This window comes from Stenotrophomonas sp. WZN-1, from assembly GCF_002192255.1.
In the GTDB taxonomy this organism is placed as follows: domain Bacteria; phylum Pseudomonadota; class Gammaproteobacteria; order Xanthomonadales; family Xanthomonadaceae; genus Stenotrophomonas.
Window position 1 is genome coordinate 768,704 of record NZ_CP021768.1, and the last position, 17,876, is coordinate 786,579.

14 protein-coding genes are annotated in these 17,876 nt (G+C 67.3%); 7 read left to right on the forward strand and 7 right to left on the reverse strand.

The annotated features are described in order from the left end of the window. Positions 1-70 precede the first annotated feature (70 nt). Complete coding sequence (gene ppc / locus CCR98_RS03480) at positions 71-2,782, forward strand: phosphoenolpyruvate carboxylase (RefSeq protein ID WP_087921552.1); 2,712 nt, start codon at positions 71-73, stop codon at positions 2,780-2,782. 67 nt (positions 2,783-2,849) lie between these two features. Here ppc and CCR98_RS03485 read toward each other — a convergent pair whose 3' ends face one another. Both CCR98_RS03485 and metK read right to left on the reverse strand, forming a co-directional pair. Continuing rightward, complete coding sequence (locus CCR98_RS03485) at positions 2,850-3,356, reverse strand: acyl-CoA thioesterase (RefSeq protein ID WP_014036006.1); 507 nt, start codon at positions 3,354-3,356, stop codon at positions 2,850-2,852. 138 nt (positions 3,357-3,494) lie between these two features. After that, positions 3,495-4,706 (reverse strand): methionine adenosyltransferase, encoded by a 1,212-nt coding sequence (gene metK, locus CCR98_RS03490; protein ID WP_010481882.1) that lies wholly within the window; start codon positions 4,704-4,706, stop codon positions 3,495-3,497. Positions 4,707-5,041: 335 nt separating this feature from the next. Here metK and CCR98_RS03495 point away from each other — a divergent pair, with 335 nt between their 5' ends. From CCR98_RS03495 to CCR98_RS03505, 3 genes are all read left to right on the forward strand, one after another. Beyond that, positions 5,042-6,757, forward strand: a complete 1,716-nt coding sequence (locus tag CCR98_RS03495; protein WP_087921553.1) for a lysophospholipid acyltransferase family protein — start codon at positions 5,042-5,044, stop codon at positions 6,755-6,757. Next, positions 6,754-7,554: a UDP-2,3-diacylglucosamine diphosphatase gene (locus CCR98_RS03500; protein WP_087921554.1), complete on the forward strand. Its 801-nt coding sequence runs from the start codon at positions 6,754-6,756 to the stop codon at positions 7,552-7,554. Before CCR98_RS03495 ends, CCR98_RS03500 begins: the two co-directional genes overlap by 4 nt. 119 nt (positions 7,555-7,673) lie before the next feature. Beyond that, the gene (locus tag CCR98_RS03505) at positions 7,674-8,732 is read left to right on the forward strand and encodes a metal-dependent hydrolase (RefSeq protein WP_087921555.1); all 1,059 of its coding nucleotides are present in this window, start codon (positions 7,674-7,676) and stop codon (positions 8,730-8,732) included. 260 nt (positions 8,733-8,992) lie between these two features. Here CCR98_RS03505 and CCR98_RS03510 read toward each other — a convergent pair whose 3' ends face one another. From CCR98_RS03510 to CCR98_RS03530, 5 genes are all read right to left on the reverse strand, one after another. Continuing rightward, the gene (locus CCR98_RS03510; RefSeq protein WP_087921556.1) at positions 8,993-9,820 is read right to left on the reverse strand and encodes a class I SAM-dependent methyltransferase; all 828 of its coding nucleotides are present in this window, start codon (positions 9,818-9,820) and stop codon (positions 8,993-8,995) included. Between the two features lie 116 nt (positions 9,821-9,936). Continuing rightward, positions 9,937-10,932: a tRNA dihydrouridine synthase DusB gene (gene dusB, locus CCR98_RS03515; protein ID WP_087924132.1), complete on the reverse strand. Its 996-nt coding sequence runs from the start codon at positions 10,930-10,932 to the stop codon at positions 9,937-9,939. Positions 10,933-11,079: 147 nt separating this feature from the next. Beyond that, positions 11,080-11,511, reverse strand: a complete 432-nt coding sequence (locus CCR98_RS03520) for a hypothetical protein (RefSeq protein WP_087921557.1) — start codon at positions 11,509-11,511, stop codon at positions 11,080-11,082. A gap of 149 nt (positions 11,512-11,660) precedes the next feature. Next, complete coding sequence (locus CCR98_RS03525; RefSeq protein ID WP_087921558.1) at positions 11,661-12,626, reverse strand: ribokinase; 966 nt, start codon at positions 12,624-12,626, stop codon at positions 11,661-11,663. A gap of 25 nt (positions 12,627-12,651) precedes the next feature. Beyond that, positions 12,652-13,950, reverse strand: coding sequence for a nucleoside transporter C-terminal domain-containing protein (locus CCR98_RS03530; RefSeq protein ID WP_014036013.1), 1,299 nt, complete (start codon positions 13,948-13,950; stop codon positions 12,652-12,654). Between the two features lie 194 nt (positions 13,951-14,144). Between CCR98_RS03530 and CCR98_RS03535 the strand changes: the two genes are divergently transcribed. From CCR98_RS03535 to CCR98_RS03545, 3 genes are all read left to right on the forward strand, one after another. After that, positions 14,145-15,116, forward strand: a complete 972-nt coding sequence (locus CCR98_RS03535; protein WP_087921559.1) for an aldo/keto reductase — start codon at positions 14,145-14,147, stop codon at positions 15,114-15,116. A gap of 216 nt (positions 15,117-15,332) precedes the next feature. Beyond that, the gene (locus CCR98_RS03540; RefSeq protein WP_087924133.1) at positions 15,333-15,527 is read left to right on the forward strand and encodes a hemin uptake protein HemP; all 195 of its coding nucleotides are present in this window, start codon (positions 15,333-15,335) and stop codon (positions 15,525-15,527) included. Positions 15,528-15,719: 192 nt separating this feature from the next. After that, complete coding sequence (locus tag CCR98_RS03545; protein WP_087921560.1) at positions 15,720-17,876, forward strand: TonB-dependent hemoglobin/transferrin/lactoferrin family receptor; 2,157 nt, start codon at positions 15,720-15,722, stop codon at positions 17,874-17,876.

The window sequence follows — 17,876 nt, forward strand, 5'->3', positions numbered from 1 at the left end:
TCGCAGCACGACGCCCGTTCTGGTTTAGGCTTGGGGCCTGGATCCGTTGACCGAGGCCTGTGCGTCGCCGATGAACGAGTACCGCAGCAGCATCGAGTTTGCTTCTCCCGATCTTCCGCTTCGCGATGACGTGCGCCGGCTCGGTGCACTGGTCGGCGACCTGCTGGTTGAACAGGTATCGGCGGCCTTCCTCGACGATGTCGAGGATGTGCGCACCCGCGCCATCGCCCGCCGCGAGAACCAGGCGCCGCTGTCGGAGCTGGCCGATGGCCTGGCCGGGCGCACGCCGCAGCAGGCAGAAACCATGGTGCGGGCCTTCAGCACCTACTTCCAGGTGGTCAACATCGCCGAACGCGTGCATCGCATCCGCCGTCGCCGTGACTACCAGCGTGCCGGTACCGCCGGTGCGCAGCCCGATGGCCTGCAGGATGCGCTGCAGCACCTGAAGGCGCAGGGCGTGGGCATGGACGAGCTGGCGCTGTGGCTGCCCCGCATCGACATTGAACCGGTGTTCACCGCGCACCCGACCGAAGCGGTGCGCCGTGCGCTGCTGGAGAAAGAGCAGCTGATGGTGGCCAGCCTGGTCGACAACCTCGACGGCCAGCGCACGCCGGGAGAAGCCGCCGCCGATGCTGCGCGGTTCCGCATGGCGCTCACCGCCTCATGGCAGACCACCGATTCCTCGCCGGTGCGGCCTACCGTGGATGACGAGCGCGAGCACGTCGGCTTCTATCTGGTGCAGGTGCTGTACCGGGTGATCCCGGTGCTGTACGAATCGCTGCAGCAGGCGCTGCGCGATACCTACGGCGAAGAACTGCCACTGCCGCGCCTGCTGCGTTTCGGCACCTGGGTGGGCGGTGACATGGATGGCAACCCGAACGTGGATGCCCATACCATCCGCAATACGCTGGATGCGCAGCGGCAGGCGGTGCTCGGGCGCTACCAGAAGGAGTTGCTGCAGCTGGCCAGCCTGCTCAGCCAGTCCACCGAGCGGGTGGGCGTGAGCGATGCGCTGCAGGCGCGCGTGGTGCAGTACCAACAGTTGCTGCCGCAGGTGCAGTCGCGCCCGCGCCATGCTGACATGCCGTACCGCCTGCTCAACGACCGCATGCGCGCACGCCTGCAGGCGACGCTGGACGATGGCGAGGGTGCTTACGCCGGCCCGGATGAACTGATCGACGACCTGCAGCTGATCCTGGACAGCCTGCGCGCGAACCGCGGCGAGCATGCTGGTGGCTTCGCCGTGCAGCGCCTGCTGTGGCGGGTGAAGACCTTTGGCTTCCACCTGGCGCGGTTGGACGTGCGCCAGGAATCGAGCGTGCACGCGCGCGCGCTGGCCATCGTGCTGGGCGGCGATACAGCGTGGGACGGTCTGGATGCATTGGGTCGCGCGCACCTGCTGGCGCCGCATGCCAGTGGTGACACGCCATTGCCGAAGGGCGACGACGAAGGCAACCGGCGACTGGACGCGGTGTTCGCGGCGCTGGCCGATGCGCGTGCGCGCCATGGTGGCGATGCGCTGGGCAGCTACATCATCTCGATGGCACACGACCGCAGCGACGTGCTGGCCGTGCTGGCGCTGGCGCGCCGCGGCGGCCTGGTGGGAGAGGGCGACACGGTGCCGCTGGATATCGCGCCGCTGTTCGAGACGGTGGATGACCTCAAGCGTGGCACCGCGACCCTGCGCGATCTGTTGGCAGACCCGGTGTACCGCGCGCACCTGCATGCACGCGATGACGTGCAGATGGTGATGCTGGGCTATTCGGACAGCAGCAAGGACGGCGGCATCGCCGCTTCGCGCTGGGGCCTGCAGCGTGCGCAGGTGGAACTGCTGGAGGTGGCGGCCGAGGCCGGCATCCGCCTGACCTTCTTCCATGGCCGTGGTGGTTCGATCAGCCGCGGTGGCGGCAAGACCACGCACGCGGTGGATGCGTCGCCGCGCGGCAGCATCGATGGCCGCCTGCGGGTGACCGAGCAGGGCGAGGTGATCCACCGCAAGTACGGCATCCGTGCGCTGGCCCTGCGCTCGCTGGAACAGGCCACCGGTGCGGTGCTGCGCGCCAGCCTGCGCCCGCGCGCCGCCGAGCCCCGCGAGGATGACTGGCGGCCGGTGATGGATGCGGTCGCCTCTGCCAGCAGCGAGGTGTATCGCGCGTTCGTTGGCCAGGCCGGCTTCATGGACTACTTCCGCACCGCCACGCCGATCGACGTGATCGAACGGATGACGCTGGGCTCGCGGCCGTCGCGCCGGCTCGGCCAGGACGCCGCGCTGGGCAACCTGCGTGCGATTCCGTGGGTGTTCGCCTGGAGCCAGGCGCGTGCGGTGATTCCCGGTTGGTACGGCGTGGGCAGTGGCCTGCAGGCGGCGGTTGATGCTGGTCACGAACAGACCCTGCGCGATATGGCGCGGGACTGGCCGTTCTTCCGTACGTTCCTGGACGACATCGCGATGGTGCTGTCCAAGGGCGATATCACCATTGCCGAGCAGTTCTCGCTGTTGTCGGGTGATCTGCACGAGCGTTTCTTCCCGCAGGTGCAGCGCGAACTGGAACTCACCCGGCACTGGCTGCTGGCGCTGATGGACCAGCAGACGCTGCTCGACCACGATGCGCGGCTGGCGCTGTCGATCCGCCTGCGCAATCCCTACGTCGATCCGATCAGCGTGCTGCAGGTGGACCTGTTGCAGCGCTGGCGAGCCAGCGGACGCGAGGATGACGACCTGCTGCGTGCGCTGGTGGCGTGCGTGAACGGTGTTTCGCAGGGTGTGCAGAACACCGGTTGATCCGCATCCGCCGGGCATGGCCCGGCGCTACCCGCCTCGGTGGGTGCGGGGCTTGCCCCGCACGCCCTCACTCTTCGGGTGACGGCGGGTTCGATGCCAGCAGTTCCAGATGGCGCTGCTCCATTTCCTGGCGCAGCTGGCGGCGGATCAGTGCGGCTGCCTGGCGGCGCTTCTCGTCCGACGTGACCGGCTGCAGGGGCGGCACCGGTGTCGGGCGGCCTTCCTCATCCACGGCCACCATGGTGAAGAAGCAGCTGTTGGCGTGGCGAACGCTGCGCTTGAGGATGTCCTCGGCCACCACCTTGATGCCGATTTCCATCGACGAGGTGCCGGTATGGTTCACCGAGGCCAGGAAGGTGACCAGCTCGCCCACCGCGATCGGCTGGCGGAACATCACCTGGTCCACTGACAGGGTGACCACGTAGCTGCCGGCGTAACGGCTGGCGCAGGCGTAGGCGACCTGGTCGAGCAGGCGCAGGATGGCGCCGCCGTGGACCTTGCCGGAGAAATTGGCCATCTCCGGCGACATCAGCACGGTCATGGACAGCTGGTGGGTTTTCAGTTCGGTCGACATGGGGCGATTGTATCGGCAACGGGTAGTGCCGGCCGCTGGCCGGCAACCACGCGATTGTTTCCGGAGGCCATGAAAAAGCCGGCCAGCGGCCGGCTCTACCAGAAGCAGAAGGGCCGCGTGAGCGGCCCTTCGTGTTTCTTACTTCAGCTTCGCATCGGCGCGCAGGGCGGCGGCGCGGTCGGTCTTCTCCCAGGAGAAGGCCGTGGCGTTGACGGTCTCGCCTTCGCCGTTGAGGTAGCTGAACTCCTTCGGCTTGCGGCCGAAGTGGCCGTAGGCGGCGGTCTGCTGGTACATCGGGTGCACCAGGTCCAGCATCTTGATGATGCCGTACGGGCGCAGGTCGAAGTGCTTGCGGATCAGCTTCTCGATCTTGTCGTCGCTGATCTTGCCGGTGCCGAAGGTGGTGACCGAGATCGAGGTCGGCTCAGCCACGCCGATGGCGTAGGAGACCTGCACTTCGCAACGGTCGGCCAGGCCGGCGGCAACCACGTTCTTGGCGACGTAGCGGGCCGCGTAGGCTGCCGAACGGTCGACCTTGGACGGGTCCTTGCCGGAGAAGGCGCCACCACCGTGACGGGCCCAGCCGCCGTAGGTGTCGACGATGATCTTGCGGCCGGTCAGGCCGCAGTCGCCCACCGGGCCGCCGATCTCGAACTTGCCGGTCGGGTTGATGTGGAACTTGGTGCCCTTGTGCAGCCACTTGGCCGGCAGCACCGGCTTGATGATCTCTTCGCGCACGGCCTCGATGAGGTCCTTCTGTTTGATGCCCGGGGCGTGCTGGGTCGACAGGACCACGGCGTCGATGGCCGAGACCACGCCGTTCTCATAGCGCAGGGTGACCTGGCTCTTGGCGTCCGGACGCAGCCACGACAGCGGCGAATTCTTCTTCTTGCGGATCTTGGCCTGCTGCTCGACCAGGCGGTGCGACAGGTGGATCGCGGCCGGCATGTAGCTGTCGGTCTCGTTGGTGGCATAGCCGAACATCAGGCCCTGGTCGCCAGCGCCCATTTCTTCCGGCTTCTTGCGATCCACGCCCTGGGCGATGTGCGGCGACTGCTTGCCGATCAGGTTCAGCACGCCGCAGGTAGCGCCGTCGAAGCCGACGTCGGAGCTGTCGTAGCCGATGTCCGTGATGACCTTGCGGGTCAGCGCTTCCAGGTCGATCCAGGCGCTGGTGGTGATCTCACCGGCCACGATGGCAACACCGGTCTTGACCATGGTCTCGCAGGCCACGCGGGCGCGCTGGTCCTGGGTCAGGATCGCGTCCAGCACCGCATCGGAGATCTGGTCGGCAACCTTGTCCGGATGGCCTTCGGAGACCGACTCGGAGGTGAAGAGATAGCTGGACATCAGGCGTAATATCCCTTGATTCGGATGGAAAGATGGGCGCGCATGATACACGGGGTGCGCCGCCTGTGCATTGTGAACCTGTACCGGTTGCCGGTGGTTAAGCCCGCGTAGGCCCGGCAGGGGCCGTCCGGCCGGGATTGGGGCCCAGCCTCGAGGCCCAGTGTTCCACCAGCGTGACAACGCAGCGGGCTGCTACCGGCCCCGACTGCGCGGGCCACAACGCCCGCCAGGGAGCGTCCGGCCGTCATCGTTCTGCCCCGGAACCGCCATCTGGCTGCCGCTTGCCGGGCGCAGGCTGTCGGCCAATCCGGCCGCCGGGCATGAGTGGATCCGCCATGCAGGAACTTGAACAGCGTCTCCAGCAACGCTTCCCCGATTGGTTCCATGGCCGCCGCGGCCAACTGGCGCGGCCATTGCTGCGCAGCGTCGGTCGCTGGTCGCGGCTGGACCAGATCGAAGCCTTCCTGCAGCGCAGCTCGGGGCTGCGTGGTTTCGGCTTCGTCGCCGCCGGCCTGGAGTTCATCGACGGCCAGTACCAGGTCGACCCGGCCGCGCTGGCCAGGATCCCGGCCACCGGCCGCCTGTTGATCGTTGCCAACCATCCCTCCGGGGCGCGGGACGCGCTGGCCCTGCTGGACGCGGTCGGCCGTATCCGGCGCGACGTGCGGATCGTGGCCAACGACCTGTTGGGGGCGATCGCGCCACTGCAGGACCTGCTGCTGCCGGTGCGCATCCTCGGTGGCAAGGCCCAGCGCGGCAGCCTGCATGCCGTCGAAGAAGCGCTGGCCGCCGAGCAGTGCGTGATCGTGTTCCCGGCCGGCGAGGTCTCGCGGCTGTCGCTGCGCGGCATCCGTGATGGTCGCTGGCAGCGCGGGTTCGTCCGCTTTGCCCGCGGGGCCGGCGCACCAGTGCTGCCGGTGCGTGTGGAGGCACGCAATTCGGCGCTGTTCTACGGCGCCTCGACCCTGTTCAAGCCGGCCGGCACCGCGCTGCTGGCGCGCGAGATGTTCACCCGTCGTGGCCGCCCGTTGCGGCTGAGCATCGGTGAGCCGATGCAGCTGGGCAAGGGCGGTGACCCGGGCGCACAGCTGCTGGCGGTACGCCGCGCGCTGTATGCGCTGGGCCGCACTGGCGCGGCCGGCAATGCCGCAGCCTGCGCAGGCCCCGAGCCGCTGGCCGCACCGGTGCCGCCCTCGCAGGTCGCCGCGGGGATTGCCGCGGCCACCCAGCTGGGCCAGACCGCCGACGGCAAGCAGATCCTGCTGGCCACCTGTACTGCCGATTCGCCGCTGCTGCTGGAGCTCGGCCGCCTGCGCGAGCTGACCTTCCGCCAGGTGGGCGAGGGCACCGGGCGCAGCCGCGACCTGGACGATTACGATCCGCAGTACGAGCACATCGTGATCTGGGACGCCGCCGCGCAGCGCATCGCCGGTGCCTACCGCATCATGCGCGGTGCGCAGGCACTGGCCCGGCACGGCCTGTCCGGGCTCTACAGCGCGTCGCTGTTCCGCTATTCCGACGATGCGATCACCCACATTGCCGAAGGCCTCGAACTCGGCCGCAGCTTCGTGGTGCCTGATTACTGGGGCAGCCGCAGCCTGGATTACCTGTGGCAGGGCATCGGTGCCTACCTGCAGTGCCGGCCGGGCATCCGCTACCTGTTCGGCGCAGTGTCGATCAGCGCGGCGCTGCCACGCGATGCACGCGAGCAGCTGGTGGCGTACTACCAGCGCTACTACAGCGGTACCGCCGGCCTGGCCGAATCGAACCGCCCCTTCCAGTACTTCGCCGCGCCGCCGAGTTTCGGCGAGCTGGATGCAGGTGCCGCCTTCGATGTGCTCAAGGCCAACCTGGCCGCACTCGGAACCGGGGTGCCGACGCTGTACCGCCAGTACACCGATCTGTGCGAGCCGGGCGGTGCGCGTTTCCTCGCCTTCGGCGTCGACCCTGACTTCAGTGATTCGATCGACGGCCTGATCGAAGTGGACCTGTGCGCGATCCGGCCGAACAAGCGCAAACGCTACCTGCGTGACGCGGGGACGCCGGCATGAGCACGCTGGCGAACCTGTCGCCGCACCGGCGCGCAGTGTTCGTCTCCGACGTGCACCTGGGCTCACGTCATTGCCATGCCACCGAGCTGGCGCGGTTCCTCTCGCAGCTGCGCTGCGAACGGTTGTACCTGGTGGGCGACATCATCGACCTGTGGTGGATGGCGCATCGCCGCGCCAACTGGCGGCAGTCGCACAGCGAAGTCATCCAGGCCCTGCACGCGTTGCGCCGTGCAGGGACCGAGATCATCTACATCCCCGGCAACCATGACGCGTCGCTGCGCCACGTGTGCGGGCTGATGCTCCCAGCGATGCAGGTGCGCCGTCGCGCCATCCATGTGACCGCCGATGGCCGGCGCCTGCTGGTCGCGCATGGGGACGAGTACGACGGCGTGACCCATTTCGGTGGCCTGCAGGAAAAGTTCGGCGACTGGCTGTACTACCGCATCCTGACCGGCAACCAGGCGCTGAACGTGGTGCGGCGGCGGCTGGGCATGCGCTACTGGTCGCTTTCGGAATTCCTGAAGAAGCGCAGCGGGGCCGCCGAACGCTACATCGAGCGTTTCGTGCAGGCTGGACTGGACGACGTGCGCCGTCGCGGACTGGATGGCATCGTCTGTGGTCACATCCATCGCGCTGCGTTGATCGAACGCGATGGCCTGGTCTATGCCAACGACGGCGACTGGGTGGAGAGCCTGACCGCACTGGCCGAAGACCATGATGGTGCACTGCGCCTGCTCGACCACAACGGCCAGACCCTGGTGGAGCTGCCGGGGGCGCGGTTGTCGCAGGTGGCGTAACGCGCGTCCGTCCTCCTGCAGGGCCGAGCCCATGCTTGGCTGACGTGGCGCCGAACGAAGAACAGCCGAGCATGGCTCGGCTGCTACATACACCGCCTGCAAGCCGCTAGCATCGGCCAATGGACTCCCTGACCCAGATCGTGCTCGGTGGCGCCGTCGCCGCTGCCATCGCCCCGCCCGGACATCGCCGTGCGGCCCTGCTGGCCGGTGCCGCGCTTGGCACCTTGCCGGACCTCGACGCCCTGTGGCTCGGTTTCACCGCAGCCGATCCGGTGGCGAACATGATCGAGCACCGCAGCTTCAGCCATTCGCTGCTGGTGCTGCCCTGGGTGGCGGCATTGATCTGGTGGTTGTTCAAGCGCTTCGGCAATGGCCGCGTCGCGCAGTCGCCGGTGCGCTGGTTCTGGGCGATCCAGCTGGCGCTGGTCACCCATCCCGTGCTGGATGCGTTCACTGTGTATGGCACCCAGTTGTGGTGGCCGCTGCGCCCGCATCCAACCATGGGTTCCAGTGTCTTCATCATCGACCCGGGGTATACGGTGTGGCTGCTGCTGGGCTGCGTGCTGGCCTGGTTCGGTCGCGCCCGGCCCTGGGCGGGCAAGGTGCTGGGCGTGGCCCTGCTGTTCAGCAGTGGCTACCTGGGCTGGGGTCTGATCGCAAAGGCACAGGTCGACCGTGCCGCACAGCAGAGCCTGGCCGCGATGGGCCTGGGCGATGCGCCGCGCTTCTCGGTACCGATGCCGTTCAACACCCTGCTGTGGCGGGTGGTGGCGATGACGCCCAATGGCTACGTGGTGGGTGACCGCTCGCTGCTGGCCGACGACGGGCCGATGCGGTTTGAAGGCCATGCGTCCAACGTGCAGGCATTGCGCGAAGCGCAGGCCATCCCGGCGGTGCAGCAACTGCAGTGGTTCAACCGTGGCTTCATGCGTGCGCAGGTGGTGGACGGCCGGTTGCTGCTGAGTGACCTGCGCATGGGCCTGGAACCGGACTACACCTTCAACTTCGTCGTGGCCGAGCAGGCCGGTGGGCAGTGGCGGCCAATCACGCCCGGGCAGGTGCGGGTGGATTACAGCAGTCCCGCCGCGCGCGCTGACGCCGGGCGACGGTTGGCCGCCATGTGGCAGCGGATCTGGCAGCAGCCGGCAGTCTCCGCGACCGGTGCCGCGCATCCGTAGATCCACGCCATGCGTGGATGGCGGGGACGTTGGGGAAGGCAGCCACGCATGGCGTGGCTCTACTGCCTCCATCGGCAGTGCAGTGTCGCATCCCTAGATCCACGCCATGCGTGGATGGCGGGGACGTTGGGGAAGGCAGTCACGCATGGCGTGGCTCTACTGCCTCCATCGGCGGTGCAGTGTCGCATCCGTAGATCCACGCCATGCGTGGATGGCGGGGGCATCGGTGGTGGCAGCCACGCACGGCGTGGCCCACCAAATCAATACACCGTGGCGCGGCCCTGCACGAACGAGTAGAAGAACACCGCATTCGGGTCGTTCTGCACCAGGCGGAATTCGCGACGCATGCCTTCCACGGTGTCCTCGTCCACCGAGCCGGCCTGCAGCAGCTGGTCGGCCGCCGACAGCAGCAGCTGTTCCCAGAACGCGATCATCGTCTTGCGACGGGCCGGTTCGCGGTTGTCCAGGTGGATGGTCTTGATCTCGGTATGCACGTCGCGGAAGCCCCCGGCCAGCAGCAGGTTGCCCAGCTTGGCGCCGACGAACGGATCTCCCCCGTGGTCGTACTGGAAATCGTTGAACGCCATCCAGTAGCGCCAGATATGCGGCGAATACGGGTCGAGCAGGAACGAGGCATTCATCACCTCGGTGATGTACACCGGCGAGCCCGGCGCCAGCACGCGGCGCACTTCGCTCAGTACACGTGCTGGTGAAGGCACGTGCTCCAGCACCCAGCACAGGAACGCCGAGTCGAAGCTGCGTGCCTCGAACGGCAGTTCGCTGGCGTCGGCCTGCTGCAGGGTGTAGCGGTCGCTGCACCACGGTGTGCGCGCCAGGTTCTCGCGCGCGGTGGCCAGCTGCGTTTCGCTCAGGTCCACGCCGGTCACGTGCAGTTCCGGGAAGCGGCGCAGCAGGATCTCGGTCTGTGCGCCGACGCCGCTGCCGACTTCCAGCAGGCGCCGCGCGCCGCTGTAGTCGATCTGGCCGAAGATGCTCGATTCCAGCAGCCGGGCCTGGGTCATCAGGCGCTGCTGCTCGGTGCCGGAAAATCCGTGCAGGTAGGTCGGGGAGGAAATCGGCGGGGTCATGGGGCGGGCTCTTGTAGCGTCGAGCGTGCTCGACGGCTCTGGATATTCAGTCGAGCAAGCTCGACGCTACGGTTTGAGGAATCGAGCAGGCTCGATCCGACGGCGTGGCAGTACGCTCAGGCAGCAGATGACAACACCGGTTCCCCGGCGATCAGGCGGTCGAAGTACTCGGTGGTCAGTGCGATCTGGCTCTGCGGATCTTCGGCGCGGTTGACCACCGCGCGGAAGGCGGCATTCTCCGGCCGGTCCTTCGCGTACCAGCCCAGGTGCTTGCGCGCGATGCGCACGCCCTGCGGTTCGCCGTAGAACGCATGCAGTGCATGCAGGTGGCCGAGCAGGATGTCGCGCACTTCCGCCAGCGACGGCGGCGGCAGCTCCTCGCCGGTGGCCAGGTAGTGCGCCACCTCGCGGAAGATCCACGGCCGGCCCTGCGCAGAGCGACCGATCATCACTGCATCCACGCCGGTTTCCTTCAGGACGTACGCGGCCTTCTGCGGCGAATCGATGTCACCGTTGGCGATCACAGGGATGCGAAGCGCAGCCTTGATCTCGCCGATGGTGCCGTACTCGGCCTGGCCGGTGTAATGCTGGTCGCGGGTGCGCCCATGCACGGCCAGCGCGGCGATGCCGCTGGCCTCGGCGATGCGGGCGATCACCGGGCCATTGCGGTGGTCGCAATCCCAACCGGTGCGGATCTTCAGCGTGACCGGTACGTCCACCGCGTTGACCACGGCTTCGAGGATGCGCGCCACCAGCTGTTCGTCGCGCATCAGTGCCGAGCCGGCCCAGGCGTTGCACACCTTCTTGGCCGGGCAGCCCATGTTGATGTCGATGATCTGCGCGCCGTGGTCGACGTTGTAGCGCGCGGCCTCGGCCAGCTGCTGCGGCTCGGTGCCGGCGATCTGCACGCTGATCGGTGCCGGTTCGCCCTCATGGTCCATGCGATGGATGGACTTGCGCGTGTTCCAGAAGCGCGGGTCGCTGATGGTCATTTCCGAGGCGGCCAGTCCCGCACCCAGCCGTTTGCACAGCAGGCGGAAGGGCTTGTCGGTGACGCCGGCCATGGGCGCCAGCACGACGTTGGGGGCAATGGTGTACGGGCCGATCTGCATGCGCCCATTGTAGGGCGCGGGCGGTGCTACGGCCGTGTCGGGCGCGGTCCGGTTCAGGCCGATCGGCACCGACCTCATGCCGTACCGGCATCAGCAGATGCTTGACGGTTGCTTCCACCGCCCCCAGGGGCGGGCGAAGGTGGGCGGCTAACCCAGGCCCTGCCAGGCCTGGCGGGTCCCGGCGGCGAAGGCCAGCCCCAGGGCCAGGCAGACCAGCGAGCTGACCGCCCAGAAGCGCACGCCGTTGTACCCCGGCCGGAACAACGCCAGCCCGAAACCCATCGCCGCGCGCAGCAGCAGCAAGGCAGCAATGCCGGGCAGGACCAGGCGGCTGCCCGGCAGCGGCGAATGCCAGCCGGCGGCCGCCAGTGCATACAGGGTCCAGGTCACCAGTACGGCGGTGATGCCGGCGGTCATCAGCGGCGGCCACCAGTGCCCGGCCTGTGCCAGCCGCACCATGCGCGGGCCAGCACCGAAGTACCTGTACCACGGTGCGCCGAAGGCGATGCAGCCGATATGCAGCAGGGCCGCGACGGCACTGCCGGCGGCCGCGACCAGCAACCAGGGGAATCCGTCCATGTCCTGCCCGTGAAAGGAAGCTGCGCGGATGGTGGGCGAGGGGCAGGGTGTGGGCAATGCGACAGGCGGCCGCAGGGGCTGGGAAATGGACAAAAGAAAGGCCCGGATGCCTGCGCACCCGGGCCTTCCCATCCACGCAGGGCGTGGATCTACTTGGCTTCAGCGTCGGCCGGGGTGAAGCGCGGCATTGCCGCAGCGGCGCCTTCCTTCTCGGTCGAGCGACCGGCGAACTGGTTGGCGAAGCGCACGTGGCGGGCGAACGGGGCATCGGCCACCTGTGCGAGCGACGCGGCCAGCGCACCGTTGAAGGCATCACCGGCACCGGTGGTGTCGATCGCCTGCACCTGTTCGGCACCCACGCGGTAGTACGGCTGGGTATCGCCGCGCAGGTTCTCATCGGCATGCGACACGAACACACCCACCGAACCCAGGGTCACCACCACGGTACCGTTGCCGACCAGCTTGCGGCACAGCGCATGCAGGCTGGCGCCATCCAGTGCGGCCACGTCGTTGGCTTCCACGCGCTCGCCGACATGGCGGCCGAGCAGGGCGGCGAACTCGGTCTCGTTCGGGGTGATCACATCGGCCAGCTTGAGCAGACCAATGGTCGAGGGGGCGTCGGCCGGTGCGGTGTTGAGCACCGTGGTGACACCGGCTTCGCGGGCTGTGGCCAGCGCCGCTTCGATGGTCGGTACCGGCGATTCCAGCTGCACCAGCACCACCTTGGCGGCCGTCAGCAGGGCCTGCTGCTGTTGCAGGAAGTCGGTGCTCAGCGCGGCATTGGCGCCCGGGCCGATCACGATGGTGTTGCGGCCACGGGCATCGACGTAGATGCCTGCGGTGCCGGTCGGTTCGCTGCTGGCCTCGGCGATCAGCGCGAAGCCATCCTGTGCGGCCAGTTCGCGCGCGGTGGCGCCACCGGCGTCATCGCCCAACGCGCACACGAAGTGCGTGTCGGCGCCCGCGCGGCAGGCCGCCACGGCCTGGTTGAAGCCCTTGCCACCGGGGCCGGTGCTGTAGCGGCCGGCAATGGTCGCACCCGGTGCCGGCAGCGACTCGCACCGCCACACGTGATCGACATTGAAGGAACCGACGACAACGACACTGCTGCTCATAGGGAATCTTTTCTCAACCAAGGGTTCAACTGAAGTGCGTCAGCACGCCGGCGATGGTCGCCGTCATGAAGGTGGCAATGGTACCGCCCAGCACCGCGCGCAGGCCGAACTTGGCCAGATCGTGGCGACGTTCCGGAGCCAGGCCGCCGATACCGCCGATCTGGATCGCGATCGAGCTGAAGTTGGCAAAGCCGCACAGCGCGTAGGTGGCGATCAGGCGGCCTTCCTCGGACAGGCTCACGCCGGCCACCTGGCCGTTCACGATCTGCGACAGCTCGGTGTAGGCCACGAACTCGTTGATCACGACCTTCTGGCCGATCAGCGAACCGACGGTGGTGGCATCAGCCCACGGGGTGCCGATCACCCAGGCGATCGGGGCCAGCACATAACCGAAGATGGTCGACAGGTTGGTCGGCTTGCCGATGGCAGCGGCCAGGCCGGTCACATCGCCGATCCAGGTCAGCGGTGCGTTCAGCAGCGCGATCAGGGCGATGAAGGCCAGCAGCATCGCGCCGATGTTCAGCGCCAGCTTCAGGCCGTCACCGGCACCGGCGGCGGCGGCGTCGATGATGTTGCTGGAGGTCTTTTCGACTTCCATCTTCACCGTGCCGCGGGTCAGCGGGGTGCCGGTTTCCGGGATCAGCAGCTTGGCCACGACCAGGGTGGCCGGTGCGGCCATGATGCTCGCCGCCAGCAGGTGCTTGGCGTAGAACGCCTGCTGCGCCGGGTCGCCACCGCCGAGCATGCCCACGTAGGCGGCCAGCACGCCACCGGCGATGTGGGCCATGCCGCCGATCATCATGGTCAGCAGCTCGGACTGGGTCATCCTGGCGATGTACGGGCGCACGGTCAGCGGCGCCTCGGTCTGGCCGATGAAGACGCTGGCGCAGACGCTGGTGGTTTCCGCACCGGACACGCGCATCACCTTGGTGATCGACCACGCCATCACGCGCACGATCGCCTGCATGACGTTGAGGTGGTACATCACTCCCATCAGCGCCGAGAAGAAGATGATGGTCGGCAGCACCTGGAAGGCGAAGATGAAGCCGTAGTTCTTGGTGTCCATCAACGAGCCGAAGATGAAGCCCGAGCCTTCGTTGACGAAGCTGAGAACCTTGACGAAGCCCTTGCCCAGCGCATCGAATACGTCGCGCCCGCCCGGCACCAGGATCACCAGCGCGGCGAACGCGATCTGCAGGGTGATACCGGTGGCAACCAGCTTCCAGTCAACCGCACGCTTGTTGTTGGAGAACAACCAGGTGATGCCGATCAGCACCGCCAACCCGAACAGGCCGAAGCCGATCCTGCCCAAACCTTCGACCATGTGAGTGACTCCCCTGGGGCGTCGCGAAAAACGGGAAGCCTAGTGCAGGGCAGGGGCCGGGGCAAGAAAAAGCAGCGTGCGCGCACCCATCGGTACCGATCAGGCCAGCAACGGCAAGGGCTTGCGGCCGGCGGCGGCAGGTAGAATGGGGGTTTGATCCCGGCCCGGATGCGGGCCCGCAGCAGGAGATTCGCATGCAATACCGTCGCCTGGGCTCCACCGGCCTGCCGATTTCCGCCCTGTCCTTCGGCGCCTGGGTGACCTTCGGTGACCAGATCCCGCGCGACGAGGCCCGCAACCTGGTGGCTGCCGCCTGGGACCATGGCGTCAACTTCTTCGACAACGCCGAGGGCTATGCCAACGGCCGCGCCGAACAGGTGATGGGTGATGTGATCGCCGACCTGCGCCTGCCGCGCGATGGCATCTGCGTGTCCAGCAAGGTGTTCTTCGGCAGCGCCAAGGACCCGCGGCCGACCCAGCGCGGCCTGTCGCGCAAGCATGTAACCGACGCCTGCCACGCTGCGCTCAAGCGCCTGCGGGTGGACTACCTGGACCTTTATTACTGCCATCGCCCGGATCCGGACGCGCCGGTCGCCGAGACCGTGCATGCCATGGATACCCTGGTGCGGCAGGGCAAGATCCTCTACTGGGGGACCTCGGAGTGGTCGGCGCTGCAGATCCAGCAGGCGCTGGACATCGCCGCGGCGCGCAACCTGCAGGGCCCGTCGATGGAGCAGCCGCAGTACAACCTGCTGCACCGCGAACGGGTCGAGGTCGAGTACGCGCCGCTGTATGCCGGTGCCGGGCTGGGCACCACCATCTTCTCGCCGCTGGCCTCGGGCCTGCTGAGCGGCAAGTACGACCAGGGCATTCCGGCCGACGCGCGGCTGGGCCGCGAGGGCATGGAATGGCTGCAGGCGCTGGTGCTGGGTGACGACGCCGGGGCCCGCCTGGCCCAGGTGCGCCGTTTCAGCGAGGTGGCGCGCGCCCTGGGGCACGCCCCGGCCACGCTGGCCATCGCCTGGTGCCTGCGCAACCCGAACGTCTCCAGCGTGATCCTCGGTGCCAGCCGGGTCAGCCAGCTGCTGCAGAACCTGCAGGCGCTGGACGTGCTGGAGCGGGTCGACGCTGCTGGCTGGGCGCAGGTCGAAGCCGTCTTCGCCTGACAACCCTCTGCAGGGTCGAGCCCTGCTCGACTCGAGAAGTAGAAAAGCAGTCGAGCAGGGCTCGACTCTTCAAAGACGTCACGTCATTTGATTGATGGGATCTATCGGTTTTTCGAATTTGATCATTAATCTCATCAATGAAATTGAGAATGGTTGTTGATTGTCAACTGAGAATCATTATCATTTAACTCGTCCCTCGCACGAGTCCAGATGCTCATGAATGCTCAACCTGTACTGCTGCGCCCCGAAACGCTGACCCTCCGCGATCGTCCGGTCCGTGTCGTTGCGCCGGAAGAGGTCATCGACAGCGAAGCCCTGCTCAAGGGCCGTCGTGAAATCCTGATCCAGCACGGCGACCGCTTCTACCGCCTGCGGCACACCAGCAACGACAAGCTGATCCTGACCAAGTAATCGCGGCCTGGCCGCCCGCCGCCCCCCTCCCTCCTGCCGGCCGCGCCGACAGGGTGGGCGACCCGTCCGCTCCCGCTCTCTCCCCCTCGGTCTACCGCGTGCACCCTCCGGGTGTGCCGGTAACCGGGGGTTCCCCTGCCTGACCGAACGAACCCGATGACCCGCCAAACCGCCCTTTGCCTTGCCGTCTGGATGGCCCTGCCGCTATCCGCCCACGCTGCTGCCGCGGCCACCGCTGCGCCCGACGCGCGTGAATTCGACCGCGTGCAGGTCACCGCCACCCGTACCGATCGGGCGGTCAGCGATGTGGCGGCCACCGTGGACGTCATCGACCGCGAGCAGATGGACCGGTACCTGGTGCAGGACATCAAGGATCTGCTGCGCTACGAGCCGGGCCTGTCGGTCAGCCGCAGCGCCGCGCGCTTCGGCCTCGGCAGCATCCGCATCCGTGGCCTGGACGGCAACCGCGTGCGTGTGCAGACCGATGGCATCGCCATGCCGACCAGCTTCAACATCGGTTCGTTCTCCAACGCCAACCGCAACTTCACCGACCTGGACACGCTCAAGCGCGTAGAGATCGTGCGCGGCCCGGCGAGCTCGCTGTACGGGTCCGATGCGCTCGGTGGCGTGGTCGCCTTCGTCACCAAGGATCCGGCCGATTACCTGAAGGATGGCAAGGACAGCTACGTCGGCCTGAAGTTCGGCTATGACGGCGAGTGGAAGGGCCTGCTCGGCGGCGTCACCAGTGCGTTCGGCGGCGAACACTGGAGCGGCATGGTCAACATCAACCATCGCCAGGGCCAGGAAACCGGCAACAAGGGCGACGTGCGCAGCCTCGACAACACCCGCACCGCGCCCAACCCGCAGGACCGCGATGGCCGCAGTGGCCTGGCCAAGCTGGTCTATGCACCCAGCGAGGACCAGCGCTTCCGGCTGACCGTGGAAGGCAACGAAGACAACACCGATACCAACGTGCTGTCCTCGATCGACCGCACCACCACCACCGGCATGAAGGCGCGCGACACGCAGAACCGCACCCGCGTGTCGTTCGCCCATGAAATGGATGCGCTGGACAAGGGCTTCGCCGACAGCCTGCATTGGCAGCTGTATACCCAACACAGTGAAACCACCCAGATCACCGATGAGGACCGCGCCAACCGCAGCCGCCGCCACCGCGAGTTCAACTTCGACCAGCGCGTGTACGGCCTGCAGGCGCAGTTCAACAAGGCGTTCAGCACCGGCAGCGTCGAGCACGCGTTGACCTATGGCTTTGAAGGTGCGCGCACCGAGATCCGCCAGAAGCGCGATGGCTACCAGGTGCTGGCCAACGGCCAGACCAGCACCACCATCCTGCCCGACGCCTTCCCGGTCCGCGATTTCCCGATCAGCAAGACCACCGAGCTGGGCCTGTACGCACAGGATGAAATGCGCATGGCCAACGGCAAGCTGTCGCTGGTGCCGGGCGTGCGCGTGGACCGCTACGAACTGAAGCCGGAGGTGGACAGCATCTTCGCCGAAGACAATCCCGGCGTTGCGGTGGCCAAGCTGACCAAGACCAGCGTCTCGCCCAAGCTGGGCATGGTCTATCGCTTCACCGACGAATGGTCGCTGTTCGCGGGTTATTCGCATGGTTTCCGCTCGCCGCCGTACAACGACGTCAACCTGGGCTTCACCAACTTCGCCTTCGGTTACACCGCCATTCCCAATCCGGACCTGAAACCGGAAACCAGTGACGGCATGGAGCTGGGCCTGCGCTTCCTGTCGCCGGCGGCCTACGTCAGCCTCAGCGGCTACTACAACGAGTACAAGGACTTCATCGAGTCGCAGTCGCTGGTCGGTACCAACGCACAGGGCCTGATGGTGTTCCAGTCGCGCAACATCGCCGATGCGCGCATCTACGGTGCAGAGATGAAGGCCGGCGTCGATTTCGGCCAGATCAGCCCGGCGCTGCAGGGCTGGGCGCTGCGCAGTTCGGCGGCCTGGTCGCGCGGTGACAACAAGACCGAAGACACCCCGCTGGATTCGGTCGACCCGCTGCGTGGCACCGTCGGCCTGATGTACGACACCGACACCTGGGGCGTCGAACTGGCCGGTACCTTCGTCAAGCGCAAGGACCGCGTCACCGCGGCCACGGTGTACCGCCCGGCCGGCTACGGCGTGGCCGACCTGATGGCGCACTGGAACTTCGCCCCGGGCGCGACCTTCAACGTCGGCGTGTTCAACCTGGGCGACAAGCGCTACATCGACTGGTCCAACGTGGGTTCGACGCTGTCGCCGGCCAGCCGCGTGCTGGACCGCTATACCAGCCCGGGCCGCACCCTCTCCGCAAGCCTTGCCGTTTCCTGGTGA